A 24837-nucleotide genomic window follows, 5' to 3' on the forward strand; every position below is an offset into this window, starting at 1 on the left:
GGTCAGACTCCGGGGGCGGCGGGGCCGGCAGCGGCCGGCGAAACGGCAGCGGCGGGCGGGGCAGCGCGCGCCAGCAGGTCGGGGCCGGCGAGGCTGAGATCACGGATGGTTTCGACCGGGCCGCCGAGCGGCGGGATGCGGCGGCCACCGACGGTGACCGCGAGCGCGCCGGCCTTGCCCGTCCACAGCAGCAGGCCGGGCCGGTCGGTGGGCACGGCGAAACTTTCGCCGTTCTTCAGGATGCCGATCTTGGCGCTGGTCTTGGTCGCGCGGTCGTAGATCTTGATCCACACATCCTCGGTGGCGGTCAGCACCACCGGCCCGGCGGCACCGGGGGCGACCGCGACAGCGGCGGGCGCGGCCGGATCGGGCATGGCGGCGGGCGCGGCCGGGTCAAGCACGGCGCCAGGGACGGGATCGGCGGCCGGCGCCTCGGTCACGGCCGGTGCCGGCACGGGGTCGGCGACGGCCACGACGGGGGCCGCCGACGGGACGGGATCGAACAGGCCCGCCCCCCAGGCCGACAGGGCGACGATGATCAGCGCAATGACAGCGACGCTGGCAAGGACCAGCCGGCTCGACGGCACGCGGCGTTCGTCGAGCGGTTCCAGGCTGGGCACGCTCGGCACATGCGCCTGTTTGGACGTTTCGGCGCGGAACTGCGCCGCCATCGTTTCGGGGTCCAGCCCCACGGCGCGGGCGTAGGTTTTGACGAAACCGATGGTGTAGGGCAGCGCCGGCAGGCTGGCGTGGCTGTCGTCCTCGATGGCCTTGAGATGGCGCAACGGCACCCGGGTTTCGCGCGCCATGTCGACCAGGTCGATTCCGGCGGCCTGACGGGCTGCTGCCAGAATGGCTCCCGTCCGCTGGGCGCCGGGTTCGATCGCTTCCACGACGGATATGTCCTTTCCAGCCGGCCGCTTATCGGGCGCCGGCCGCCAAATGCTGCGCGCATCGATGCCGCCGGGGCCGGTCGCTGTCAATGCGGTGCTGCGGCGAAACGCCCCGCGCCGAAGCCCGGGCGGAAACTGCCGGCCGCCCGCCGCCGGCGTCGCCAATATCACGCCGCTTCTTGTTGCGGCGCGACAAAGCGGCTATGGGGCCGCGCTTGTCAGGCAAGCGGGCGATGGGCCCGTGTCTTCGCCCAATCAGGATACGCTTCAATGGCCTTGCGCAACATCGCGATCATCGCGCACGTCGATCACGGCAAAACCACGCTGGTCGACCAGCTGTTCCGCCAATCGGGAACCTTTCGCGACAACCAGCGCGTTGCCGAGCGCGCGATGGATTCGAACGACCTCGAAAAAGAACGCGGCATCACCATTCTCGCCAAGTGCACGTCGATCGAATGGACCGACAAGTCGAACAACGAGACGACCCACATCAACATCGTCGACACCCCCGGCCACGCCGATTTCGGCGGCGAGGTGGAACGCATCCTGTCGATGGTCGATGGCGTCGTGCTGCTCGTCGATGCCGCCGAAGGCCCGATGCCGCAGACCAAGTTCGTCACCGGCAAGGCGCTGGCGCTCGGCCTGCGCCCGATCGTCGTCGTCAACAAGATCGACCGCCCCGATGCGCGCGCCCAGGAAGTGCTCGACGAAGTCTTCGACCTGTTCGTGACGCTGGAAGCCAATGACGACCAGCTCGATTTCCCGGTGATCTTCGCCTCGGGCCGCAACGGCTATGCCGGGCGCGACAGCGAGGTCCGGTCGGGCGACCTGACGCCGCTGTTCGAAACCATCGTCGCGCATGTGCCGCCGCCGGCCGCCGATGTGGATGGCGAATTCAAGATGCTGGTGTCGCTGCTCGACCGCGACAATTTCGTCGGCCGTATCCTCACCGGCCGCATCCTGTCGGGCACGCTGCGGCTCAACACCCAGATCCGCGCGCTCAGCCCCGACGGCAAGGTCGTCGAGGAAGGCCGGGCGTCGAAGATCTTCGCGTTCCGCGGGCTGGAGCGCGTGCCGGTCGATGAAGCCAAGGCCGGCGACATCATCGCGCTGGCGGGTTTTTCGAAGGCGACCGTCGCCGACACCATCGCCGACATCAGCGTCACCGAGCCGCTGCACGCCCAGCCGATCGATCCGCCGACGCTGAGCATGACCTTTGCGGTCAATGATTCGCCCTATGCCGGGCGCGACGGCTCCAAGGTCACCAGCCGGATGATCTCCGACCGCTTGCAGCGCGAGGCCGAAGGCAATGTCGCGGTCAAGGTCACCGAAAGCGCATCGAAGGATGCCTTCGAAGTCGCCGGGCGCGGCGAATTGCAGCTCGGCGTGCTGATCGAGACGATGCGCCGCGAAGGCTTCGAGCTGTCGATCAGCCGGCCGCGCGTCATCTATGGCACCGATGAAAACGGCAAGCGCACCGAGCCGTACGAAACCGTCGTCATCGACGTCGACGAGCAATATTCGGGCACCGTTGTCGAGAAGATGGCGGGCCGCAAGGCCGAGATGACCGACATGCGCCCGTCGGGCGGCGGCAAGACCCGGCTGACCTTTTCGGCCCCTGCCCGCGGCCTCATCGGCTATCACGGCGAATTCCTGTCGGACACGCGCGGCACCGGCATCATGAACCGGCTGTTCGAGAAATACGGCCCCTACAAGGGCAGTGTCTCGGGCCGCGGCAACGGCGTGCTGATCTCCACCGAGACCGGCGAGGCGGTCGGCTATGCGCTCGGCTATCTGCAGCCGCGCGGCACGCTGATGATCGAGCCGGGCGAAGCCGTCTACCAGGGCATGGTCATCGGCGAGAATGCCCGCGACGAGGACCTGGAGGTCAACCCGCTCAAGTCGAAGGCGCTGACCAACTTCCGCGCCAGCGGCAAGGACGACGCCATCCAGCTGAGCCCGCCCAAGCGGCTGACGCTGGAACAGGCGATCGCCTATATCGACGAGGACGAGCTGGTCGAAGTGACGCCGAACTTCATCCGGCTGCGCAAGATCCACCTCGACCCCAACGAGCGCAAGAAGGCGTCGCGCGCCAAGCGCGACTGATACGCGCGGCGTCCGGCCCTTGCGCCGGACGCCGTTCGGGACGTTTCCACGCCGGCGCTTTCTGCCGCCTGCGACACTTGCAAGGTTGCACAGCCCTGCGCTCGCCCTCATTTGATCGCCCACACGAAACGAGCGTGCGAAACCGGCACGCGAAACAATGGGGACGAACAGATGGACGATGATGATTACGGCGCCGCCGCCCCGGCGCCGCATGTCGAGCCGATTCCGCAGAGCGAAGCCGAAGACGCCGTTCGCACGCTGATCCGATGGGCCGGCGACGACCCCGATCGCGAAGGGCTGCTGGAAACCCCGGCGCGGGTGGCGCGGGCCTATCGCGAATATTTCCGCGGCTATCAGGAAGACCCCGGGGTCCATCTTTCCAAGACCTTCGGCGAAGTCGGCGGCTATGACGAGATCGTCATCCTGCGCGATATCCCGTTCCAGTCGCACTGCGAGCACCACATGGCGCCGATCATCGGCAAGGCGCATATCGCCTATCTGCCGAACAAGCGCGTCGTCGGCATTTCCAAGCTGGCGCGGGTACTGCAGGGCTTTGCCAAGCGCATGCAGGTGCAGGAGCGGCTGACGGCGGAAGTCGCCGACTGTATCCAGAAGCACCTCGACCCGGTCGGCGTCGCAGTCGTCATCGAAGCCACCCATGCCTGCATGTCGGCCCGCGGCGTGATGACGGCCGGCGTGACCATGACCACCAGCCGGATGATGGGCGTGTTCCGCGAGGACGACCGCAGCCGCAAGGAAGTGCTGGCACTGATGGGCAAGGGTTAGAAGCCAGGTTCACGAACCGGGGCTGATTGCATTTTGCGCCTTTTCGGCGTAATGACACTGGGCAACTTCGGTGCAGTCAACGCATCGTCTTCTGGGCCTCGTCCATGCCAGTGGGCGAGGCCCAATCTTTTGGGGCGAGCGGTGCCAGCCGCCCGCCCCTGGCCGTTAGCCGCGCGCAGCCTTGATGATCGAAACCACCAGTGCTGCGAACGCGATCACGACCATCGCAACTTCATATACAGTCAATACAAACACCTCCTTCTGACGACGGATTGACGCCGGCTGCCAGGCCGGCGCGTGCCGTCGAAGGTGTTGATAGCAAATGGTCCGAGGTTGTCATCGCCATGCCCGTTTCGGCGTGGGAATGCGGACATGTGCCGCGCTTAACAATTGCGGGTTCACCGCCTATAGCCGGGTCGACAGGTTTTCAGGGGGCGCGACCGGCATGGCCAATATTCTCGGCAATCTCAATCGATCGCTGCTGCTCGGCGGGGTGTTGCTGGCGCTGGCGATTGTCATTCTCAATGGCAATGCGCTCGACCTGAACTGGGTCAACGCCTTCCTGCGCTTCCTCCATGCGCTGGTCGGCGTCGTCTGGATCGGGTTGCTCTATTATTTCAACTTCGTGCAGATCCCGACGATGCCCAAGGTGCCGGCCGAGCTGAAGCCCGGCATCACCCGCTATATCGCCCCCGAGGCGCTGTTCTGGTTCCGCTGGTCGGCGCTCGCCACCATGGTCATCGGCCTTGCCATCGCCGGCGCGCCGCAGCAGCAATATCTGGTCGAGGCGCTGACCTTCCAGGAAGGCTATCGCAACATCGGGCTGGGCATGTGGCTGGGCATCATCATGGCCGCCAATGTCTGGATGTTCATCTGGCCGAACCAGAAGATCGCGCTGGGGCTGGTCGACGCGGATGCCGATGCCAAGGCCAAGGCCGGCAAGACGGCGATGCTGTTCAGCCGCACCAATTTCGTCCTCAGCTTCCCGATGCTCTATTGCATGGTGACGCGCGGCGTCCTCGGCTGACCGGCAACCGGGCGGCTGCGGCAGGCGTTGGCATTTGGCCGATGCGGCACGACGGGATGACATCATGACTCACGCCATTTTCGACGCCGCCTTCGCGGCCTGCCCGCTGATCGCCGTGCTGGGCGGTGTGCGCCCCGATGAAGTGGTGGCGGCTGGGGAAGCGCTGGTGGCCGCCGGCATCCATATCCTGGAAGTGCCGTTGACCACCCCCGATGCCTATGAATCGATCACCCGACTGTCGGCGCTGGCGAGTGACAACATCATGATCGGCGCCGGCGGTGTTCTCGATATCGACAGCGTCCAGCGCGTCGTGGCTGCCGGCGGCGGCATGGTCGGTTCGCCCGGCACCGATGCCGCGATCATCGCCGAAACGGTGGCGGCGGGCCTGGCGGCAGTGCCCGGCATCTTCACCCCCAGCGAAGCGATGACGGCGATTGCGGCAGGGGCCGATGCCTTGCGCTTTTTCCCCGCCGAGGCCGGATCGCCGGCGGTGGTCAGGGCGCTGCGCAGCGTGTTGCCGCGCACCGTGCCGCTGCTCGCCATGGGCGGAATGACCGCGGACGGGATCGGTGCCTGGTCGGCGGCCGGCGCCGATGGCTTCGTGATCGGCACGGCGATGTTCGGGCCGGGGATGACGACCGACGACATGGGCGCAGCGGCGGCGCGGCTGGTCGCGGCAATGGCGGCCGAGCGCGATCAGTGAAAGTCGCGTGACCGCGGCAGCACCCGCACATTGCGCGGGTGGCCATGGGTCTGCGGATAGCCGGGGTGGAGATCCTCGTCGGCATGGGCGGGGGCGGTGCGGGTGGCCTGGGTGTCCGACAGCCGGGACAGTTCCTCCGATCGATCGATGATCCGCGTCGCCATCAGGTGGACGACATTTTCCGGGCTGCGCTGGATGGTGCCTTCGACGACCATCAGCCGCGATGCCATGATGGCGCGTCGGTAAATCTCGAACAGCCGCGCCCAGATGACGATGTTGGTGACGCCGCTTTCATCCTCGATGGTGATGAAGATGGCATTGCCATTGCCCGGCCGCTGGCGGACCAGCACGACGCCCGCCGTCTTCACCCGCCGGCCGTCGCGCGCCGCCGCCGTCTGGGCGCAGCTGAGCACGCCTTCGCCGGCGAAGACCGGGCGCAGCAGCGCCATCGGATGCGCCTTCAGCGACAGCCGCAGCGTCTGGTAATCGGCGGCGACATGTTCGCCCAGCGTCATTTCGGGCAAGGCGACATCGGCCTCCGCCGCCAGTTCGCGGGCATCGGCGGCGGCGAACAGCGGCAGCGTATCGGCCGGCGTGCGCCGCACGTCCCACAGGGCCTGGCGCCGGTCGAGCGCGATCGAGCGAAAGGCATCGGCGTCGGCGAGCAGCCGCAGGGCCCGCGCCGGCAGCCTTGCGCGCCGGGCCAGCGCCTCCACACTGTCGAAGGGCCGGGCGGCGACGATTGACTCGGCCCATATTTCGCGAAAGCCGTCGACCTGGCGCAGGCCGAGTTGCAGCGCCGGGCCGGACAGGCTGTTGTCCCAGTGGCTGGCATTCACATCGACGGGCAGCACGGTGATGCCATGTTCGCGCGCGTCGCGGACAATCTGCGCCGGCGCGTAGAAGCCCATCGGTTGCGAGTTGAGCAGCGCGCAGGCGAACACCGCCGGCTGGTGGCATTTGATCCACGACGAGACATAGACCAGCCGCGCGAACGACAGCGCATGGCTTTCGGGAAAGCCGTAGCTGCCGAAGCCTTCGATCTGGGCATAGCAGCGTTCGGCAAAGTCGCGTTGGTAACCACGCGCGGTCATGCCGCCGACGAGCTTTTCGCGGAACCGGTCCATGCCGCCGACATGGCGGAAGGTCGCCATCGACCGGCGCAGCTGGTTGGCCTGCGACGGGGTGAAGCCGGCGGCGACGATGGCGAGCTTCATCGCCTGTTCCTGGAACAGCGGCACGCCGAAGGTGGCGCCGAGCAGGGTTTCGAGCTCGTCATGCGGGTGCGGCGGCTTGGGCGACGGATATTCGACGGGGTCGATGCCGGCGCGGCGGCGCAGATAGGGGTGGACCATGTCGCCCTGGATCGGCCCCGGCCGGACAATCGCCACCTGCACCGTCAGGTCGTAGAGCTTGCGCGGTTTCAGCCGCGGCAGCATGTTGATCTGGGCACGGCTTTCGACCTGGAAGACCCCGATGCTGTCGCCCTTGCACAGCATGTTATAGACCACAGGATCGTCGGCCATCAGGTCGACCTCCAGCGTGTGGTTGCCAAGGCCATGGTCGCGCATTAGGTCGAAGGCCTTGCGGATGCAGGTGAGCATGCCGAGCGCCAGCACATCGACCTTCATCAGTTTCAAGGCATCGATATCGTCCTTGTCCCATTCGATGAAGGTGCGGTCGGCCATCGCGGCGTTGTGGATCGGCACGGTTTCATCGAGGCGGTCCTGGGTGAGGACGAAGCCGCCGACATGCTGACCCAGGTGCCGCGGAAAGCCGAGCAGCCGGCCGACGAGGGTCGTCAGCCGGGCGATGTCGGGGTTGGCGAGGTCGAAGCCGGTTTCGCGGATGCGGCGCTCGTCCATTGTCGCGGCGAAACTGCCCCAGACGGTCGAGCTCATCCGGGTGGTGATGTCCTCGCTCAGCCCGAGCACCTTGCCGACTTCGCGCACGGCGCTGCGCGGCCGGTAATGGGCGACGGTGGCGGCGATGCCGGCGCGGTGGCGGCCATAGCGGCGGTAGATATATTGCATCACCTCCTCGCGGCGCTCGTGTTCGAAATCGACATCGATGTCGGGCGGCTCGTTGCGATCGGCGGAGACGAAGCGCGAGAACAGCAGGTTGTGCGCGACCGGATCGACCGAGGTGATGCCGAGCAGGAAGCAGACCACCGAATTGGCCGCCGACCCCCGTCCCTGGCACAGGATCGGCGGGTCCTGTGCGCGGGCAAAGGCGACGAGATCATGGACGGTGAGGAAGTAGAAGGCGTAGTTCTGCTGGGCGATCAGCATGAATTCGTCGGCGAGCATGGCGCGGACCTTCGCCGGCAACCGCTGGCGGTGATAGCGGTCGCGCGCGGCGCGCATCGTCAGGCGGATCAGCCAGCCCATCGGCGTCCACCCCGGCGGCACCGGTTCATGCGGATATTCATAGGTCAGGTCATCGAGGCTGAAGCGGATCTGCGCGAGCAGGTCCTGCGTCGCGGTGATCGCTTCGGGAGCGCCGGCGAACAGCCGCGCCATTTCCGCCGCCGGCTTCAGATGCCGTTCGGCATTGGCGGCGAGGCGGCGGCCGGCGGCGTGGATGGTGGTCTTTTCACGGATGCAGGTCATCACGTCCTGCAGGGGCCGGTCGCCGGGTGTCGCATAGAGCGGCGCGTTGACGGCGATGAGCGGCACGCCGGTGGCGGCGGACAGCGCCTGCAACGCCGCGAGCCGCCGCCGGTCGCGCCCGCCCCGGTGCATCGTCGCGCCGAGCCAGGTGTGGCCGGGATTGCGGCGGTGGAGGGATTCGAGGACGCCCCGATGACTATTGCTGTCGCTTCCCATCACGATCAGCGCCATGCCGGCGACGACTGCCTTCAGATCGGCGAAAAACAGCGTGCAGCCGCCCTTTTCGGCGCGCAGATTGCCGAGCGTCAGCAGCCGCGTCAGCCGCCCCCAGCCGGCGCGGTCGACCGGATGGACGATGATGTCGGGGGTTGCATCGGCGAACACCAGCCGGGCGCCGACGACCAACCGGAAGTCGATCGCGGTGCCGGCCGCCGCCACCGCATCGCGCAGCGCGACATGGGCGCGGACGACGCCGGCGACGGTGTTGCGGTCGGCGATGCCGATGCCGGTGTGGCCCAGCGCCAGCGCCTCGGCGACCATGTCGGACGGGTGCGAGGCGCCATGGAGGAAGGAATAATTGGTCGCGGCGGCGAGTTCGGCAAAGCGCATGGTCATGCGAACAGGCCGTGGACATACCAGGCGGGGTCGGGCTTTTCGGTCCCGTAAAGCCCGTGGCGGAACAGCCAGAAGCGGCGACCGCGGGCATCCTCGACCCGGTAATAGTCGCGCGTCAGCCCCTGGCCGTCGCGGCGGCGCCACCATTCGGCGGCGATGCGTTCCGGCCCTTCGAAGCGGGTGACGTCGTGCTGGACGCGGCGCCAGCGGAAGCGGCGGGGCGGGCCGTCGGGGACTTCGGCGAGCACCTCGATGCGTTGCGGCGGGTCGAAGAGGTGGAGCGGGCGCAGCGGCGGCTCGCCGGGTTCGGGGGCCGGCCAGGCGATGGGCGGCGGCGCATCGCCGATCGGCAGCTCGAATGCCGCCTGTTCGGGGATATGGCTGTCGCCGGCGGCGAGGCGGCGGACGCGGCTGCGCCCCAGCCGCGTGCCGAGCCGGTCGAGCAGTGCCGCGAGTTGGGTATCGCCGACGGCGCCGCCATCGAGGCGCAATTGTTCGATCCCCATCGGCAGTACCACCGGCACGGCGAGGCGGATGAGGTCATAGCCGAAGCCGGGATCGAGCGGGTCGGCAAGCGCATCGATGCGTTCGCGGAACAGCCGCGCCAGCACTGCCGGGTCGCGCGTTGCCGCCCCGGTTTCGATGCCCAATCGCGCGACATGGCCATCGGCGCGGAACAGCGCGACGTCGAACCGCCGGCCGCCGCACCCGCGCGCCACCAGCTGGCGACCGGCATCGACGACCAGCCGATCGATGATCTGCAGGACATGGTCGCTATGAGCAACGGGTTCGGCCAGCCGCGCTTCGGCGCTGATCGCCGGCGGGGTGCGACGCGGGACGATGTGCGGGTCGGCCTCCCCCAGCATTTGCGCCAGCAGCGTTGGCAGCACCGTGCCGAACCGTGCCGCCAGCGGCGCGCGCGGGCGCACCGCCAAGTCGCCGATGGTGCGCAGCCCGGCGCGGCGCAGCGCCAGATGCGCCTCTGCATCGACGCGCAGCGCTGCAACCGGCAGGGCGCGGACATTTTCGGCGCCGAAGCGCGCCAGCGCCAGCGCTGCATCGGGGGTGTCGCCGGTCGCCAGCCGCGCCGTCAGCCCGTGGCGCGCCAGCCGCCGTGCGAGGTCATCGGCGAGGCCGGCGGCGTCGCCATAGGGGTGGCTGCAGCCGCTGATGTCGAGCACCAGCCCCTGCGGCGGGTCGGTCGCCACGGAGGGTGAATAACGGTCGCAGGCATCGGCCAGCCAGCCGAGCAGCGCGGCGTCGGCGGCGGGCTGATGGTCGATCGCCACCAGCTCGGGCACCCGGGCGCGGGCATCGGCGAGCGTCAGCCCCGGCGCCAGCCCGAGCGCCTGGGCGGCAGCGTCGACGGCGACGAGGCGGATGCCGCCGCGCTGGGTTTCGACCAGGGCAAAGGGCGCATCAGGCGGCGCGCCGCCCGAGGTCAGCAGCCGTTCGGCCGGCAACATCGGCAGGAAGACGCCCAGATAGCACCGGGTCACAGAAGCTTCGTCGATCACGGTCCCACTCCACCCGGGCATCGAACCCGGCAATGCCGCTGCGATGGCGCAACAGGCTGATATCGAATGCCGGCCGCCCAGGGGCCATCGCCGGCAGCGGCGGCGACGGCGCGGCGCCGACCCGCCAGCGGGTCGCAGCGGCGCTGGGCCCCGGATCGGCGCCGGCGCGCAGCACCAGGGTCAGCACCCCCGACCGCGCCGCCGCCAGCGCCAGCCGGCGCGACGCCGTCAGGTCGAGCAGCGGCGCCTTGGCCCAGGGTTCGATGACCACCGCCCCCAGCGCGCCGCAGCCGACGCTATCCGCCCCGGCGCGCAGCACGGCGAGGGCATCGACGCCGGTGACGAGCAGGATAGTGCCCGGATCGGCGCCGAGTTCGACCAGCCCCGGCGCGTGCAACCGGCCCTGCCAGCGCTCGCCGCGATCCTCCCGGATCCAGATCACCGGCTTGCCGACCCCGGCGCGCAGCGCCAGCATCAGCGTGAAGCCGGCGGCGGCGCTGGCATCATCGGCATCGGCGGCAAAGACCTCGTGGAGCGCGGCGCGCGCCAGCCCGCCACCGAGCCGGGCATCGACATTGGCCGACCCGATCGTCACCGCCGGCTGCGCTGCCGCCGCACTGCCAACGGCGGGCAGCAGCGCCTTCAGCACGGCGGGAGGGAGAGCGGGACGCGGCATGATGTTCCTATTTTGTTCTACTAACCTTGTTCCCCTGCGGCGAGTCAAGCGGGCAAGCGCGGCCCTGCGGCAGGGTGATTGACCTGGCTGCCCCCGCCCCGCACTATCGTTGCGGCCCGGCACGCGGGCGATCGACATATCGGGGGCATGATGACACGGCGGATTCTTGGTTTTGCGGCAATGCTCTATGCCGGTACCGCCATGGTGCCGATGCCGGCCCTGGCACAGGCCCCGGCGGCGGCCGCGGCGGCGACGATGCCGGCCAATTATCCGGCGCTGGCCAGCCTGTTCCAGGATTGGCGGCGCACCCTGCTGCCCGAACTGGCCGATGGCCGCGCCGATTATTCCCCCGCCGCGATGGCGCGACTCGGCGATGGCCTCAAGACCTATCGCCAGCGGCTGGCGGCGATCGACCGCAGCGGCTGGCCCATCGCCGCCCAGACCGATTACAAGCTGGTCGAGGCCGAAATGAACGGGCTCGATTTCGACCTGCGGGTGCTCACCCCCTGGGCGCGTGACCCGAGTTTCTACGCCAATGTCTTTGCCGACTGGAGCGACGTGCCGGCGCACGAAGGCCCCTATGCCCATCCCAACATCAACCTGTACGAGTTCAAATATCCGCTGAACGCCGCCGATGCGCGCCGGCTGACCACGCTGCTCGCCGCGGTGCCGGCCAATCTGGCGGCGGCCAAGGCCAATCTGGCCGGGGGCAACGCCCGCGACCTGTGGAAATACGGCAGCCGCGCCTTCGAGGAACAGAGCGAGACGCTGGCCAAGCTGGGCGACGGCACGCTGGTGATGCGCACGCTCGATGGCCCGATCCCGGCGGTGATGACCGGCGCCAGCCCGCAGCTGAAAAAGGCGATTGCCGATGCCAGGGCCGCCACCGACGACTTCGCGCGCTGGGTCGCGGCCGAGGCGCCGAAGAAGACGGGCGCCACCGGGATCGGCAAGGAAAATTACAATTGGTATGTGAAGAATGTCGAGCTGCTGCCCTGGGACTGGGACGCGCAGGTGGCATTGCTGCGCCGCGAGCTCGACCGTTCGATCGCGGCGCTGCGCATCGAGGAGGTGCGCAACCGCGACCTGCCGCCGGCCAGCCCGGCGACCGACCCTGCTGCGTTCCAGACGCTGCTGAAGGCACGGCAGGCCAAGTTCAGCCAGTTCCTCGCCGACACCGGCCTGATCCCCGACGCGCCCTGGTCACGCACAGCGATCGCCAACCAGGGCATGGATTTCGTGGCGCCGGACAAGCGCAACTTCTTCGATCATGTCACCGCCGGCGACCCCTATCCGCTGATGTCGCATTTCACCCACTGGATCGACCTGGCGCGGATGCGCGAGGCGCCGCACGCCAGCCCGATCCGCCGGGTGCCACCGCTGTTCACCATATATTCGAACCGGTCCGAAGGCTTTGCCACTGCCTATGAGGAGATCCTCATGCACGCCGGGCTGTACGACGATATTCCGCACGGCCGCGAGCTGGTGTGGATCATGCTCGCCAACCGCGCGGCGCGCGGGCTGGCGTCGCTGTATGTCCAGTCGAACGAGATGAACCTCGACCAGGCCGGCAAATTCCACGCCGAATGGACCCCGCGCGGCTGGTCCGACCCCGATAGCCGCCTCGTCGGCTTCGAACAGCTGCTCTATGCGCGCCAGCCCGGCTATGGCCCGAGCTATGTCACCGGCAAGCTGCAGTTCGACCAGCTGCTCGCAGCCGTGTCGCACGCCGATGAACGCGCCGGGCGGCCGTTCGTGATGCGCGACGTGATCGGGCGGGTGATGGACGCGGGAGTCATCCCGGTGCCGCTAATCGAGGCGGAGCTGGTGCCGGCAGCGGGACCGCGGTGAGCTGATCGCCATCCGATTTTCTGGGAATTCAAAGGCATGGCGGAGGGGCCCTCCGACTCGAAAGAGGGAAGTTTGAGAAGTGCCAAGCGTCGATGAAATTTGGGCCGATGACCTACTTGACAGGAAGGCTGAGGCTGCTGCCCTTATTGGCTACATAGAATGCGTCGCAGCCCGGCCGCGTTTATCTGTGGGCGACCATGCCCATGTGATCGCAATCGATGCGGGGTATGGCGAGGGTAAGACGTTCTTTCTTCAAAAGCTCGCGGATCAACTCGCATTGAACCACCCCGTCGCTTACGTCGACGCGTGGCGCGATGATCTTGAGGATCAACCTCTCACAGCTATAGCCGCGACACTTGAAGACGCCTTAGAGAAATATGTCGAGAAGTCACCAGCGATCCGAGAGCGGATGGCAAACCTGCGTGCAAAGGCAGGCGACGTGCTCAAAATCGCTGCAGGCGGCGCCGTCCGGCGAGTAATCGGTTTAGCGATCACTCAAGTTGCAGCCGACGAGTTGCATCAACTACTCACCCCTGAGCAACTTGAGAGAGATTTTGCGAACGAAGCTGCCAAAAAAGCAGGGGAGGATATCCCAGACAAAATCTTCGCAGGCCTGAAAACAGGCGAAGCCGTCATGGATGCACGTATCGCGACATTCCGAAAAGGACGCGCTGCCATCGATGGACTCAAAAAGGCTTTGGAAGCGGTTGTTGAGGCGCTCGATCAAGTCGACACGCATCCGCCAATCGTCATAATTATAGATGAACTTGACCGATGTCGTCCGACATATGCAATCAAGCTGTTGGAAGAAGTCAAGCATCTTTTTGATGCAAGAGGCGTTGTTTTTGTGCTCGGCATGCACGGTGATCAACTCGCGCACTCAGTAGCGAAGGCTTATGGCGCAAGATTCGTTGCAAGTGATTACCTCCGTCGTTTTATTCATCGTCGTTACTCGCTAAAGTCGGTCTCGCTGGCGCAGTTGGTCGACAAAGCGATGCGTGACTTATCCCTTGATGTAAAACGACTGCAATCGCCGTTACTGACGGCAACGAACGTGCCCGGCCAGCGAGTTCCACCATTGCCTCCTAGCGAGGCAATTACCCTATATCTTGCTGCGTTTGGAGTTGCACCTAGAGATGCATTCCGCGCTTTCGAAATGCTACATATCTCACTAGCGTTGACTGGAGATGCGACACTCCATCTTGGACTGCTTATGCCGCTAATTTGCGGGATAGTATTGAGGTCTAATACACCCATCCCAGCGGTCATTAAACCTCACTTTGTTTTGGGCTATAATGAAAATACTCGAGATTTTGATAGCTGGACTATTGAAGATTATGCGGCAAGGATGCTTGATTATTCTGTCGAATCAGACATTTCGCTTTCGCGCATTATGAACAATAGATATGATCACTTAGTCGATTTGGTTTTTACTTTAAGAGGCTATGCAAAGGGAAAAAGCTTGCGCTTAGCGGATCCAGCGAATTACCAAGAGTTGATTTCGACAGTCGCCCGTTTTGACACTAACTGATATATTTTCATAAGTCGCTACAATTGCTGTAATATTTTCCTGATTGAAGATGGATAGTGGGTCGTTCTCGCTGTGACCTTCAGTCAGTATGTAGCTCCCTCATTTCTCAAGCATTGCGATCCTAATTATGGCACTGATCACCATTAGGGGAGGAGCTCCGAGCCTCCTCCCCCCGTCGCATACCGCCGACCCCTACATCTTGTAACTGATCCGCAAATAACCGAACTGCCCCGGCACGTCATAGGTCGTGGGGTCGTAGTTGGGGCCGGTGCAGCTGAAGCACGGTGGCGGGTTCTGGTTGAAGACGTTGTTGACGCCGACGGTAAAGGCCATCCGCTTGTCGAGGAACGACGGATTGTAGGACAGCTGGACGTCGCCGTAGAAAGTGCCCTTCAGCTTCTTGCCATCGGCTTCGAACACCGCATCGATATAGCGGCCGGTGAAGGCGGCGCCGAAGTCGGCGATCTGCCAGTCGACAATCGCGATGCCCTTGAACTTGGGGTAGGACTGGTCGGGGAAGCCGCGGGTCTTGCCGCGGTAATCGGTGACGGTGAAGCCGTTCTGCGACGGCGTGCTTTCGGTATATTTGAGCAGGAAGTTGCCGTTCACTGACAGGCCGAAGGCACCCGCCGAGGTGGCGCGGCTGCGATAGTTGAACATCACGTCGATGCCCTTGGTGCGGACTTCGCCGATGTTCTGCAGCAGGCCGTTGACGCGGGTGATGAGGCCGTTGGGGGTGCGGCTGATCGCCGAGCAGCTGAGCGCTTCGCCGCCGAAGGCGCAACGCTGCAGGGTGATGGCGGCGTCGATCGGCGCGATCGCGCCGGTGACATTGATGTCGTAGTAATTGGCCTCCAGGCTCAGCACGCTGGCAAAGCCGCTTTCACGCGCCCAGACCGGGCTGTAGACGCCGCCGAACAGCCAGGTGCGCGACTTTTCCGGGCGCAGCGCGGTGTTGCCGCCGGTTGTGACCGAAACCTGGCCGCCATTGGGTTCCTGATAGCTGCCGTTGGCCGGCACGCCGTTGGCGATGCAGTTGGTGCGCACCGCTGCCGAGGTTTGCCACGGCGAGCCGGCGACATTGGTGCAGGGGTCGTCGATCGGCGCGTCGCTGCGCGAGGCAGCGCCGAACAGTTCCCCGATGCTCGGCGCGCGGAAGCCGGTGGCGTAGGAGGCGCGCAGCAGCAGGTCGTCGACCGGCTTCCACTGGCCGCTGCCGGTGTAGGTGGTGCTGGACCCGCTGGTGGAATAATTGGCGTGGCGGACGGCGCCATCGATTTCGAGCAGCTGGAAGAATGGCTTGTCGGCGAGCAGCGGCACGCGCAATTCGCCATAGACTTCATCGGAATTGTACGCGCCCCGCGACGGCTGCGACGGAATGTCGGAACCGAGGCCGGCGACGATGATCGGATCGGGGTCGTAGGTGCCCTTCTGGTAGCGATGTTCGTAACCGACGGCGAAGCCGACAGCGCCGGCGGGCAGATCGAACAGGTCGCCGCTGAGGTTGGCGGTATAGTCCTGGAGTTCCTGGCTGCTGCGGCTGCGTTCATCGAAACCGACGAAGGACAGCATGGCGGGCGTCACAGAACCCAGGCCGCCGAAGATGTTGAAGGGCACGCATTCGCCGGTGCACAGCGACACCGGCCCCAGCGCCTGTGCCAGCTTGGCGGCGTTGACGTTGCCGGTGAACAGCTGGCGGGCGTTGTTGAAGCCGATCACGGCATTGGCATCCCAATACCATTTGCGGCCGCCGACATCGAACGAGCCATCGAAGCCGCCGGTCAGCGACATGGTATCGACCTGCTGGGTATAGGTGCGCTGCCCGGCCTCGTTGAGGCGGCGGCGGACGGTCGAATAATTGGCGGGGGCTTCACCGGGCTTGCCGGCCGACAGCGTCACGCCGAACGGATTGAACGGGTTGGTGGCGTCGATCGAGATGGTATCGAGCAGATTGCCGTTGCCGGCGTCCGGCCCGACGAACAGCGGCAGGAAGGCGGCCTGGTTCTGCGAATTGCGGCGGTTGTATAGCGCCTTGACGCGGAAGTTGACGCTTTCGCTCAGCTCCTGCTTCGCGCTGATCCAGCCGCCATAGCGTTCGGACGGGGTGAGGAAATAGTTGAGCGGCGCGAAGTTGAACGAATCCCCCGTGGTGAAGGCGCGGAAATCGCTGTTCGGCCCGGTGGGGTTGGCGGCATCGAAGCGGGGGCGGCCGGGGACCGGGGCCTTCAGCGTCAGGTTGGGCAGGCCGAGCACGGTGAAGCGGCCATTGGGGATGGCGCTGCTGCAGCCACCGATGGGATCGCCGCAGCTGGTCTGGCCGGGGTTGGGGAATTGCGAGGTCGAGCGGTCGGCGGTGCGCACCGACTCCTGCTTGACGTAGCTGGCGCCGAACACGACGCTGGTCGTCGGCCCCTTGATGCCATAGCTGGCCTGGTAATCCTGGGTATGGCCGTCGCCCTGGCGGTAGGTGCCGAACTGGCCCGACAGTTGCAGGCCTTCCTGGTTTTCGCGGGTGATGATGTTGACGACGCCGGCGATGGCGTCCGACCCGTAGAGCGGCGACTGGCCCGACTGGAGCACTTCGATACGCTCGATCATGTTGGCCGGGATGGTGTTGAGATCGACCGTGGCCGGGATGCCGCTGGCGGAGGTGCCGCTGACGAAGCGGATGCCGTCGACCAGCACCAGCGTGCGCTTGGCACCGAGATAGCGCAGGTCGATGTTCGCCGAACCGGCGCCGACGCCGCCGCCATCGGGCGGGTTGCCGATGTTGCCGCTGTTGTTGACGCGGGTGTTGAGGCCGCCGGCGGCGCTGGGCAAGCGCTGCAGAATGTCGGCGATGGAAGAAATGCCGGTGCGCGCGATCGACGTCTGGTCGACGACGATGACGGGGGAGCTTTGCGCCAGCGGATCCTGGCGAATGCGCGACCCGGTAACGATGATCGCATCGGTATCGCCATCGGCAGCGATTGCGGCGGTGGTGGTCTGGGCGCCGGCGCCGGTGGACAGTGCCCCGAACGCGACACTTGCTGCCAGAATGGATTTGATCTGCATGGCCTGTTTCCCCTGTTTGCGTGCAAGGAAATTGTCCAGATTACCTGTTGCAGCGCAACAATATTCTCACGGCCGTGCTCGTTTCGGTCACAGCTGTAACAAATTTGCAACTGTGGTTACGTCGTCGGAAGCGGTGTCCGGCCAACCGAAATTAGGCGGTGACCGCGCCGCGGTCCCGACCTATGTCGCGGAACAGCAATGGGAGTTTCGCTGCATGATGTTTCGCGCTGCCACCGCGCTTGCGGTCGTTCTTGCCGCTCCGGCCCTCGCCCAGCCTGTCGCGGGGGCGGCGGCAGCGACACCGGCCAAGCCGCCGAAATGGGACGTCAATGCCCCGCCCGGGATGACGACGCGCAGCGTGCCGATCCGGGTCGAGGAAGGCAGCTGGATGAACATCGACGTGTCGAAGGATGGCCGCACCCTCGCCTTCGACCTGCTTGGCGACATCTACACCATGCCGATCACCGGCGGCACGCCGACACGCATCGCCGAAGGGCTGGCCTATGAACAGCAGCCGCGGTTTTCCCCCGATGGCAAGCGCATCGCCTTCACGTCGGACCGCGGCGGTGGCGACAATATCTGGATCATGAATGTCGATGGCAGCGACAAGCGCCAGCTGACGAAAGAGGATTTCCGCCTGCTCAACCAGCCGAGCTGGAGCCCCGACGGCCGCTTCATCATCGCCAAGAAGCATTTCACCACCGGCCGCTCGCTCGGCACCGGCGAAGTCTGGCTCTACCATGTCTCGGGCGGGGCCGGGGTGCCGCTGGTCAAGCGCGCCAGCGAGCAGCTGCAGAAGGAGCTGGGCGAGCCGATCTATGCGCCCGACGGCAAGAGCCTGTTCTACACGCGCAACGTCACGCCGGGGCCGATCTTCGAATATGCCCAGAACAGCAACACCGACCTGTTCGACATCGAGCGCTATGAGTTCGACAGCGGGGAAGTGACCAAGGCAGTGACCGGCGCCGGTGGTGCGGTGCGGCCGACTCCCTCCCCCGATGGCCGCTACATCGCCTTTGTCCGCCGCGAACGGGCGAAATCCAAGCTGTACGTGAAAGATCTGACGTCGGGCACCGAGCGCAAGGTATATGATGCGCTCGACCAGGATGTGCAGGAAACCTGGGCGGTCAACGGCGTCTATCCGAACATGGCGTGGACGCCCGACAGCGGGCGCATCGTCTTCTGGGCCGGCGGCAAGATCCGCAGCATCGGCGCCGATGGCAGCGGCGTGCGCGACATCCCGTTCCGCATCGACGACAACCGGACCATCGTCGAGGCAACGCACCCGCAGGTCGAGGTGGCGCCCGACCGGTTCACGACCAGGATGCCGCGCTGGGCGAGCGTATCGCCCGATGGCCGCACCGTGGTGTTCGAGACATTGGGCAAGCTGTGGACCAAGCCGGTGGCCGGCGGCACGCCGCAGCGGCTGGTGACGGGCGATGCCGACGATCTGGAGCTGTGGCCGTCCTGGTCGCGCGATGGCAAGACGATCGTCTTTGTCGGCTGGACCGACGCGGGACTGGGGCAGGTGCGCAGCGTTGCGGCCGGTGGCGGGACGGCCAAGACGTTAACGGCGCACCCCGGCCATTATGCCCGGCCGCGCTTTGCCCCCGATGGCAAGGCGATCGTCTTCGAAAGCGGCAAGGGTGGCTATCTGACCTCGGGCCGCTGGTCGGAAAATCCCGGCATTTACCGGATGGCGGCGGGCGGCGGCGCGGCGACGCTGGTGGCGCGCGAGGGCGGCGAGCCGCAGTTCGGCGCCGACAGCGACCGGCTGTTCATGATCCAGTCCGAAAAGGGCAAGCGCCAGCTGGTCAGCACCGACCTCAGCGGTCAGGCGAAGCGCGTCCATGCGACGGGCGACCTGATCACCGACTATCGCGTGTCGCCCGATGGCCAGTTCGTCGCCTTCCGCCAGAATTACCAGGCCTATGTCATGCCGCTGCTGCCCGGCACGCAGGACGTCGCCGCCGACCAGAAGGGTGGGCCCCTGCCCGTCACCCGCGTCAGCGGCGATGGCGCCGACTTCCTCAACTGGTCGAACAATGGCACCCGGCTGCACTGGAGCAACGGCCCGACGCTGTTCAGCGCCGATACGGCGGCGCTGTTCGGCAGTGCGCCGACAGCGGAAGGGGCGCCGAAGTTCACGGCACCGACGACCGGCGTTGCGCTGGGCATGGAGGTCGCGGCCGACAAGCCGACCGCGACGATCGCGCTGACCGGCGCGCGGCTGGTGACGATGGCCGACACGGACGGCGGCATCGTCGACGATGGCGTCATCGTCATCCGCGGCGACCGCATCGTGGCGATCGGCCCGCGCGGCAGCGTGGCGATTCCGGCCGGCGCGAAGACGATCGACGTCGCCGGCAAGACCATCATCCCCGGCCTGGTCGACGCCCACGCCCATGGGCCGCAGGGCGATGACGATATCGTGCCGCAGCAGAACTGGTCGGCAATGGCCAATCTGGCGCTGGGGACGACGACGATCCACGACCCGTCGTCGCGCGCCGCCGAGATTTTCGTGGCGGGCGAGATGCAGCGCGCCGGCAAGATCCTGGCGCCGCGGACCTTTTCGACCGGCGAGGTGATCTATGGCGCCAAGGCACCCGACGTCTATGCCGAGATCAACAGCATCGACGATGCGCTGGCGCATGTCCGGCGGTTGAAGGCGGAGGGCGCCCACAGCGTCAAGAACTACAACCAGCCGCGCCGCGACCAGCGCCAGATGGTCGTCGCGGCGGCACAGCGCGAGGGGATGGAGGTCGTCCCCGAGGGCGGCTCGCTCTATACCCAGGGGGTGACGCTCGTTGCCGACGGCAATTCGACCGTGGAGCATAATATCCCGCTGGCGGTTTTCTATGACGATCTCGTCAGTTTCTGGGCGCAGTCGAAGACCAATTACACCCCGACCCTGGTCGTCACCTTCGGTGGCCCCGGCGGCGACCCCTATTGGCGCCAGAACATGGACGTGTGGAAACACCCGCTGCTGTCGCGCCACGCGCCGCCGGCGCTGCTCGCAGCGCAGAATGTGCGGCGCGAGATGATCGACGAGGCCGATTATGTCGACGGCGCCAGCGCGCGCGAAGCCAAGAAGCTCGCCGACCGCGGCGTTCAGGTGTCGATCGGCGCGCATGGCCAGCAGGCGGGGCTGGGGTCGCACTGGGAGCTATGGTCGTTCGTGCGCGGCGGCTGGACGCCCATCGAGGCGCTGCGCGCCGGGACGATCATGCCGGCGACGTCGCTGGGCTATGCCAAGGATGTGGGCTCGCTCGAAGTCGGCAAGCTGGCCGACCTGGTGGTGCTCGACGCCGATCCGACGGTCGATATCCGCAACAGCGACAAGGTCAATGCCGTGATGCTCGGTGGGCGGATGTATGATGCAGCGACGCTGAACGAGGTCGGCACCGGCACGCGCAAACGGGCGCCCTATTGGTGGCAGGCGGCGGGGGAAAACGGCAGCGTGTCGTCGCAGGCGATCGCTGCGGGACACAGCCACTAAGCCCGTCCGAAGGGGTGCAGGGGCTCAGCCCCTGCCCGCCGGAGGCCCTTACGCCCGCGCCGGGGCGTCGCCGAGATTGTACTTCATGATCGACCCGTGCCGCCCGGTGCGGTCGCGTTCCAGCGCATAGACTTCGCCGGTCGGCCCCTGGCGCCGGGCGAGCACGGTGTCGATGTCGGCGCGATCCTGCGGGGTGAGGCGCACATCGCCGATGCGCAGCGTGTCGGGCAGGTGGCGGGCATGGCTGGCGCCGACGATGACGCCGGCGACGAGAGGCAGGTCGAGGACGTGGCGCGCGGCGATGTTGGCGATGCTGGCGCTGTGGCGGTCGGCGACCCGGCGCAGCGTCGCGAGCAGCGCCTGGAACAGGTCCCAGCCGCCGAAATCGTCGATGATCAGCTTGTATTTGACCAGCGAGCGGTTGGTGAGCGCGGTCGATTCGGGCTGGCCGAGCCAGCGATCGGTGAGGAAGCCACCGGCGAGCGCGCCATAACAGAGGAAATGCGTGCCGAGCGGACCGCACACGTCGGCAAGGGCGCCGGCCGGGCGGGTGTCGAGCAGCGAATATTGCACCTGCAGCGTGGCAAAGGGAACACCGGCGTCGGCGATTTCGCGGACATGGCCGGCATCGAAATTGGTGCCGCCGACCAGGCCGATCTTGCCTTCGGCCTGGAGGTCGGCGAGGTGGCGCGCGGTGTCGAGATAGCGCGGCTGGTCGTAATCCCACCAGTGGAACTGGACGAGGTCGAGGCGGTCGGTGCGCAGCCGGGTCAGCGAGCGATCGATGATGCGGCGGACGTCGGCGCTGGTGATATGGGGCAGCAGCGCAAGGTCCGGGACGAATTTGGTGTGGACGCGCAGCCGCGCCAGCGCATCGGCGCCGCGGCGATCGAGCAGCGCGGCGCGAAAGTCACCGATCATGGTTTCGACGCCGGTATAGATGTCGGCGCAGTCGAAGGTGGTGATGCCGGCGTCGTAAAAGGCAGCGAGGTCGTCGGTCACCGTGGCGGCGTCGACGGCGCCATGGTCACCGGCGAGTTGCCAGCCGCCGCGGATGACGCGCGAGATATTGGCATCAGGGGCGATGTCGAAGCGTTCGGTGAAGGTCATGCGTCGGGCTTTCGCGTGGCGGTGGTGTCGGCGTGGTGAAAACGGCGGGTGCCGATCCGGGTGATGCGCAGGCGCGACGGGCAATTGGGGTCGGGGCAGGCGACCTCCGCATCGGTCGTCATCCAGTCATTGTCGTGAGTCTGGCGCTGCTTGGCGGCGAGCAGCGGCAGCACGGCGGCGAGCGAATAGATGGAGAAGCCCTGGCCCTCCGGCAGGAACAGGTTTTCGCCGCGCAGTTCGAACCAGTCCCCGGCCTGGGCCGAGCAGTAGAGGCGCGCACCCGGCGGGGCGACGACTTCGACGCGCAGGTCGTACAGGTCGAAGCTGTCGTCGGTCATCAAGGTCTCCGGGCGCGGATGGCGGGCAGCAGCGCGAGCGTCGCCAGCAGATAGGAGGCGATCACCGTCAGGCTGATCGCCGGGCCGAGGCCTGCGCCCGCGCCGAAAACATGCTGCCCCGCCAGCGCCACCAGCGTCGGGCCGATGCCGGCGCCGATGGCGACATTGAGGAAGAAGCTGATCGCCATCGCCCGGCCGCGCCGGCGGTTGGGGGTGGCGTCGAGGATCGCCGACAGGCCCGAGGCGGTGACGACAGCCGACAAAGCGAAATAGACCGGGATCGCCGTCATCACCGCCGACAGGCTGGCGCTGTTGATCAGCATCGCCGCCGGCAGGGTGGCAATGGCAGCAAGGCCGCACAGTTCGATCTTGCCGCGCGCCCCGCGCCACTGCGCGAACCGGTCGGCGAGCATGCCGCCGGCCAGCATGCCGCCGCCGTAGCCGAGCACGAGCAGCAACCCCAGTTGCACGCCGACAGTGGCTGGATCGACGCCGAACTGGCGGATGAGCAGCGACGGCGCCCAGGCGCCGACGGCATTGTCGACCATCGAGGCGACGGCAACGATGAGGAAGACGGGCGCGATGCCCGTCCACAAGCCGGTCGGTGCGGCGACGGCGTCCGGGCCATCGGCGACCACATCGTCGCGGCGGACGGGTTCCCGCACCACCAGCAGCACCAGCGCCCAGAGCAGGCTGGGTGCGCCGATGGCGAGCAGCACCTGGCGCCACGGCGACCAGTCCGCCAGCGACGTGCCGGCGAACAGCCCGCGCCCGACGATATCGAGCACGGCGCCGCCGATCATGATCGACCCGCCGACGCCGATGGCGATGCCGGTGAAATAGACGCCGACGGCGGTGCCGCGCCGGTTGGGGGCAAAGCTGTCGCTGATCAGCGAGATCGCGGCCGGCGACAGCACCGCCTCCCCCAGCCCGACGACGATGCGCGCGGCGAACAACCAGCCGAAGCTGGGTGCGACCGCGCAGCCCAGCGTGCCCAGGCTCCAGATCGCCACGCCAGCGAGGATGAGGTTGCGGCGCGAGCGGCGGTCGGCAAGGATGCCGAGCGGGATGCCGGCAATGCCGTAGATGACGGCGAAGGCGGTGCCGAGCAACAGGCTCATGCCCGTATCGTCGATGCCGAGCTCCGCCTTGATGGGATCGACGAGCAGGCTGAGCACCTGCCGGTCGGTATAGGCGAGGACGGCGGTGAGGAAGAGGACGAGGACCGTCGTCCACGCGCGCGCCGGCGAAGGATAGGGCGCCGCATCGCGGGGTATGATCGTCATGCTCCCCCGCCACGGATGATATCGGTGGTGCCGGATGAGGGGATTGAACCCCCGACCTTCGGTTTACAAAACCGCTGCTCTACCGCTGAGCTAATCCGGCGACGCATTCCCGCTATCGTCAACCGGCGCCGCGATCAACAGCCCATCGCGCATTTGGGGTCGTCGGACTGCCAGATGATGCGGGCGACCATGTCGCCGCGCTCGGCGCGCGGGTCGGTGGCGATGGCCGATACCCGGCCGCTGACCGGCGCGGTGACGCTGTCGGTGACGCGGCCGAAGGCGTCGCTGACAATGGCGATTTCCTGGCCCTTGGTCACCGCTTCGCCGAGCTTGACGCGCAGCACGGCGAAGCCGCTGCGCGGGACGCGGGCGACGGCGAGGCTGTTGCCGACGAAGGTGATCGGCGATCGCGCGATGACGGGACCCGTCATCATGCCCATCTCGCGCATCAGGTTGACGATGCCGCCGACGCCGCGCCCGACCTGTTCGGTGTCGAACACTTCGGGCCGACCGAGTTCGAGGGTGATGGCGGGAACGCCGGCGCGGACCATCTCGTTTTCGACCGTGCCCTTTTCGCCGGGATCGAGCTTGATGATGTCGGGCGCCATCAACTGCGCCATTGCCAGCGTGCGCGGGGTGGAGGCAAAGGCGTAGAGCGGATAGGCGGTGCCGCGCGACTGGGTGTGGAGGTCGACCGCCTGGTCGGCATTGGGGCGCAGCAGCCGCGACCACAGCCGGCCGGCATAATCCTCCACGCCGCGGCCGCCATCGCTGCCGGGTATGGCGCGGTTGAGATTGGGGGCGCTGCGGCTGCTGCCGGGGGTGAATTCGCGGACCGACTGCAGCAGGCCCGGGGTGTTGAGCCCCGGCACCATCGTCAGCGTGCCGGCGAGCGTGGCGGGGTCGATCGAGGCGAGCCGGTGGATGACATCGATGCCGTTGAGTTCGTCACCATGGATGCCGGCGGTGAGCAGCAGCCTGGGGCCGGGCCGGGCGCCGCGAATGACGATGACCGGAACCAGCCAGGGTTGCGCCAGTGCCGAGGTGCCGGCGCGGAACCACAGCCGCTGGGTGGTGCCGGCGGGCAGGTCGGCGACATCGAGCCGGTCGATGATCGGCACGCCGTCAAGGCTGCCGACGCGTTCGGTGGCAGCGAACGCCGGGCTGGCAAGCAACACGGCCAGCGCCGCGAAAATGACCTTCACGCAAAATCCTCGATGTCGAACCGGCGCC

The 24837-nt window shown here is 66.8% G+C and carries 16 protein-coding genes and 1 tRNA gene; 7 read left to right on the forward strand and 10 right to left on the reverse strand.

Annotated features, from left to right (window positions below; genetic code table 11):
• Positions 1-2: 2 nt before the first annotated feature.
• A complete protein-coding gene (locus GGQ62_RS08025) occupies positions 3-893 on the reverse strand; it encodes a helix-turn-helix domain-containing protein (RefSeq protein ID WP_152578426.1) in 891 nt (296 codons plus the stop codon).
• 270 nt (positions 894-1163) lie between these two features.
• Between GGQ62_RS08025 and typA the strand changes: the two genes are divergently transcribed.
• The 4 genes from typA to GGQ62_RS08045 all read left to right on the forward strand — a co-directional run bounded on the left by typA (position 1164) and on the right by GGQ62_RS08045 (position 5515).
• On the forward strand, positions 1164-2999 hold the full coding sequence (gene typA, locus GGQ62_RS08030) for a translational GTPase TypA (RefSeq protein WP_152578427.1): 1836 nt from the start codon (positions 1164-1166) through the stop codon (positions 2997-2999).
• Positions 3000-3170: 171 nt separating this feature from the next.
• Positions 3171-3785 (forward strand): GTP cyclohydrolase I FolE, encoded by a 615-nt coding sequence (gene folE, locus GGQ62_RS08035; RefSeq protein ID WP_152578428.1) that lies wholly within the window; start codon positions 3171-3173, stop codon positions 3783-3785.
• 445 nt (positions 3786-4230) lie between these two features.
• The gene (locus tag GGQ62_RS08040; protein ID WP_152578429.1) at positions 4231-4812 is read left to right on the forward strand and encodes a urate hydroxylase PuuD; all 582 of its coding nucleotides are present in this window, start codon (positions 4231-4233) and stop codon (positions 4810-4812) included.
• A gap of 64 nt (positions 4813-4876) precedes the next feature.
• A complete protein-coding gene (locus tag GGQ62_RS08045; RefSeq protein ID WP_152578430.1) occupies positions 4877-5515 on the forward strand; it encodes a beta/alpha barrel domain-containing protein in 639 nt (212 codons plus the stop codon).
• Here the strand turns inward: GGQ62_RS08045 and GGQ62_RS08050 are convergent.
• From GGQ62_RS08050 to GGQ62_RS08060, 3 genes are read right to left on the reverse strand one after another with little or no spacing between them, the layout of a single operon-like run.
• On the reverse strand, positions 5509-8742 hold the full coding sequence (locus tag GGQ62_RS08050) for an error-prone DNA polymerase (RefSeq protein ID WP_152578431.1): 3234 nt from the start codon (positions 8740-8742) through the stop codon (positions 5509-5511). The genes GGQ62_RS08045 and GGQ62_RS08050 overlap by 7 nt on opposite strands.
• Entirely contained in the window at positions 8739-10208 is a 1470-nt protein-coding gene (locus tag GGQ62_RS08055; RefSeq protein WP_152578540.1) for a Y-family DNA polymerase, read from the reverse strand. Before GGQ62_RS08055 ends, GGQ62_RS08050 begins: the two co-directional genes overlap by 4 nt.
• A complete protein-coding gene (locus GGQ62_RS08060) occupies positions 10162-10935 on the reverse strand; it encodes an ImuA family protein (protein ID WP_152578432.1) in 774 nt (257 codons plus the stop codon). Before GGQ62_RS08060 ends, GGQ62_RS08055 begins: the two co-directional genes overlap by 47 nt.
• 147 nt (positions 10936-11082) lie before the next feature.
• Here GGQ62_RS08060 and GGQ62_RS08065 point away from each other — a divergent pair, with 147 nt between their 5' ends.
• Positions 11083-12786: a DUF885 family protein gene (locus GGQ62_RS08065; protein ID WP_152578433.1), complete on the forward strand. Its 1704-nt coding sequence runs from the start codon at positions 11083-11085 to the stop codon at positions 12784-12786.
• Between the two features lie 79 nt (positions 12787-12865).
• Entirely contained in the window at positions 12866-14317 is a 1452-nt protein-coding gene (locus GGQ62_RS08070; protein ID WP_152578434.1) for a KAP family P-loop NTPase fold protein, read from the forward strand.
• 192 nt (positions 14318-14509) lie between these two features.
• On the opposite strand, the gene GGQ62_RS08075 is transcribed toward GGQ62_RS08070, so the two are convergent.
• Positions 14510-17371, reverse strand: a complete 2862-nt coding sequence (locus GGQ62_RS08075; protein WP_152578435.1) for a TonB-dependent receptor domain-containing protein — start codon at positions 17369-17371, stop codon at positions 14510-14512.
• A gap of 217 nt (positions 17372-17588) precedes the next feature.
• Between GGQ62_RS08075 and GGQ62_RS08080 the strand changes: the two genes are divergently transcribed.
• A complete protein-coding gene (locus GGQ62_RS08080; protein WP_167649660.1) occupies positions 17589-20870 on the forward strand; it encodes an amidohydrolase family protein in 3282 nt (1093 codons plus the stop codon).
• 48 nt (positions 20871-20918) lie between these two features.
• Here the strand turns inward: GGQ62_RS08080 and GGQ62_RS08085 are convergent, their stop codons facing one another.
• The 5 genes from GGQ62_RS08085 to GGQ62_RS08105 form a co-directional block, all read right to left on the reverse strand.
• Positions 20919-21980: an aldo/keto reductase gene (locus GGQ62_RS08085; RefSeq protein WP_152578436.1), complete on the reverse strand. Its 1062-nt coding sequence runs from the start codon at positions 21978-21980 to the stop codon at positions 20919-20921.
• Positions 21977-22318, reverse strand: coding sequence for a TIGR04076 family protein (locus GGQ62_RS08090; protein ID WP_152578437.1), 342 nt, complete (start codon positions 22316-22318; stop codon positions 21977-21979). The genes GGQ62_RS08085 and GGQ62_RS08090 overlap by 4 nt, the downstream gene beginning before the upstream one ends.
• Entirely contained in the window at positions 22318-23604 is a 1287-nt protein-coding gene (locus GGQ62_RS08095; RefSeq protein ID WP_167649531.1) for an MFS transporter, read from the reverse strand. The genes GGQ62_RS08090 and GGQ62_RS08095 overlap by 1 nt, the downstream gene beginning before the upstream one ends.
• Positions 23605-23629: 25 nt before the next feature.
• Positions 23630-23704, reverse strand: a tRNA-Thr gene (locus GGQ62_RS08100).
• 34 nt (positions 23705-23738) lie between these two features.
• On the reverse strand, positions 23739-24809 hold the full coding sequence (locus GGQ62_RS08105; RefSeq protein WP_167649532.1) for a succinylglutamate desuccinylase/aspartoacylase family protein: 1071 nt from the start codon (positions 24807-24809) through the stop codon (positions 23739-23741).
• Positions 24810-24837: the final 28 nt, after the last annotated feature.

The sequence above is a fragment of the Polymorphobacter fuscus genome (genome assembly GCF_011927825.1).
GTDB classification, from domain to species: domain Bacteria; phylum Pseudomonadota; class Alphaproteobacteria; order Sphingomonadales; family Sphingomonadaceae; genus Sandarakinorhabdus; species Sandarakinorhabdus fusca.

Bases quoted from the DNA above. Each gene is read 5' to 3' on its own strand.
- GGQ62_RS08095 (WP_167649531.1), bottom strand. From the start codon at position 23,604: ATGACGATCATACCCCGCGATGCGGCGCCCTATCCTTCGCCGGCGCGC.
- folE (WP_152578428.1), top strand. From the start codon at position 3,171: ATGGACGATGATGATTACGGCGCCGCCGCCCCGGCGCCGCATGTCGAG.
- GGQ62_RS08050 (WP_152578431.1), bottom strand. From the start codon at position 8,742: ATGACCATGCGCTTTGCCGAACTCGCCGCCGCGACCAATTATTCCTTC.
- typA (WP_152578427.1), top strand. From the start codon at position 1,164: ATGGCCTTGCGCAACATCGCGATCATCGCGCACGTCGATCACGGCAAA.
- GGQ62_RS08040 (WP_152578429.1), top strand. From the start codon at position 4,231: ATGGCCAATATTCTCGGCAATCTCAATCGATCGCTGCTGCTCGGCGGG.
- GGQ62_RS08065 (WP_152578433.1), top strand. From the start codon at position 11,083: ATGATGACACGGCGGATTCTTGGTTTTGCGGCAATGCTCTATGCCGGT.
- GGQ62_RS08090 (WP_152578437.1), bottom strand. From the start codon at position 22,318: ATGACCGACGACAGCTTCGACCTGTACGACCTGCGCGTCGAAGTCGTC.
- GGQ62_RS08045 (WP_152578430.1), top strand. From the start codon at position 4,877: ATGACTCACGCCATTTTCGACGCCGCCTTCGCGGCCTGCCCGCTGATC.
- GGQ62_RS08060 (WP_152578432.1), bottom strand. From the start codon at position 10,935: ATGCCGCGTCCCGCTCTCCCTCCCGCCGTGCTGAAGGCGCTGCTGCCC.
- GGQ62_RS08075 (WP_152578435.1), bottom strand. From the start codon at position 17,371: ATGCAGATCAAATCCATTCTGGCAGCAAGTGTCGCGTTCGGGGCACTG.
- GGQ62_RS08085 (WP_152578436.1), bottom strand. From the start codon at position 21,980: ATGACCTTCACCGAACGCTTCGACATCGCCCCTGATGCCAATATCTCG.
- GGQ62_RS08055 (WP_152578540.1), bottom strand. From the start codon at position 10,208: ATGTTGCCGGCCGAACGGCTGCTGACCTCGGGCGGCGCGCCGCCTGAT.
- GGQ62_RS08080 (WP_167649660.1), top strand. From the start codon at position 17,589: ATGTTTCGCGCTGCCACCGCGCTTGCGGTCGTTCTTGCCGCTCCGGCC.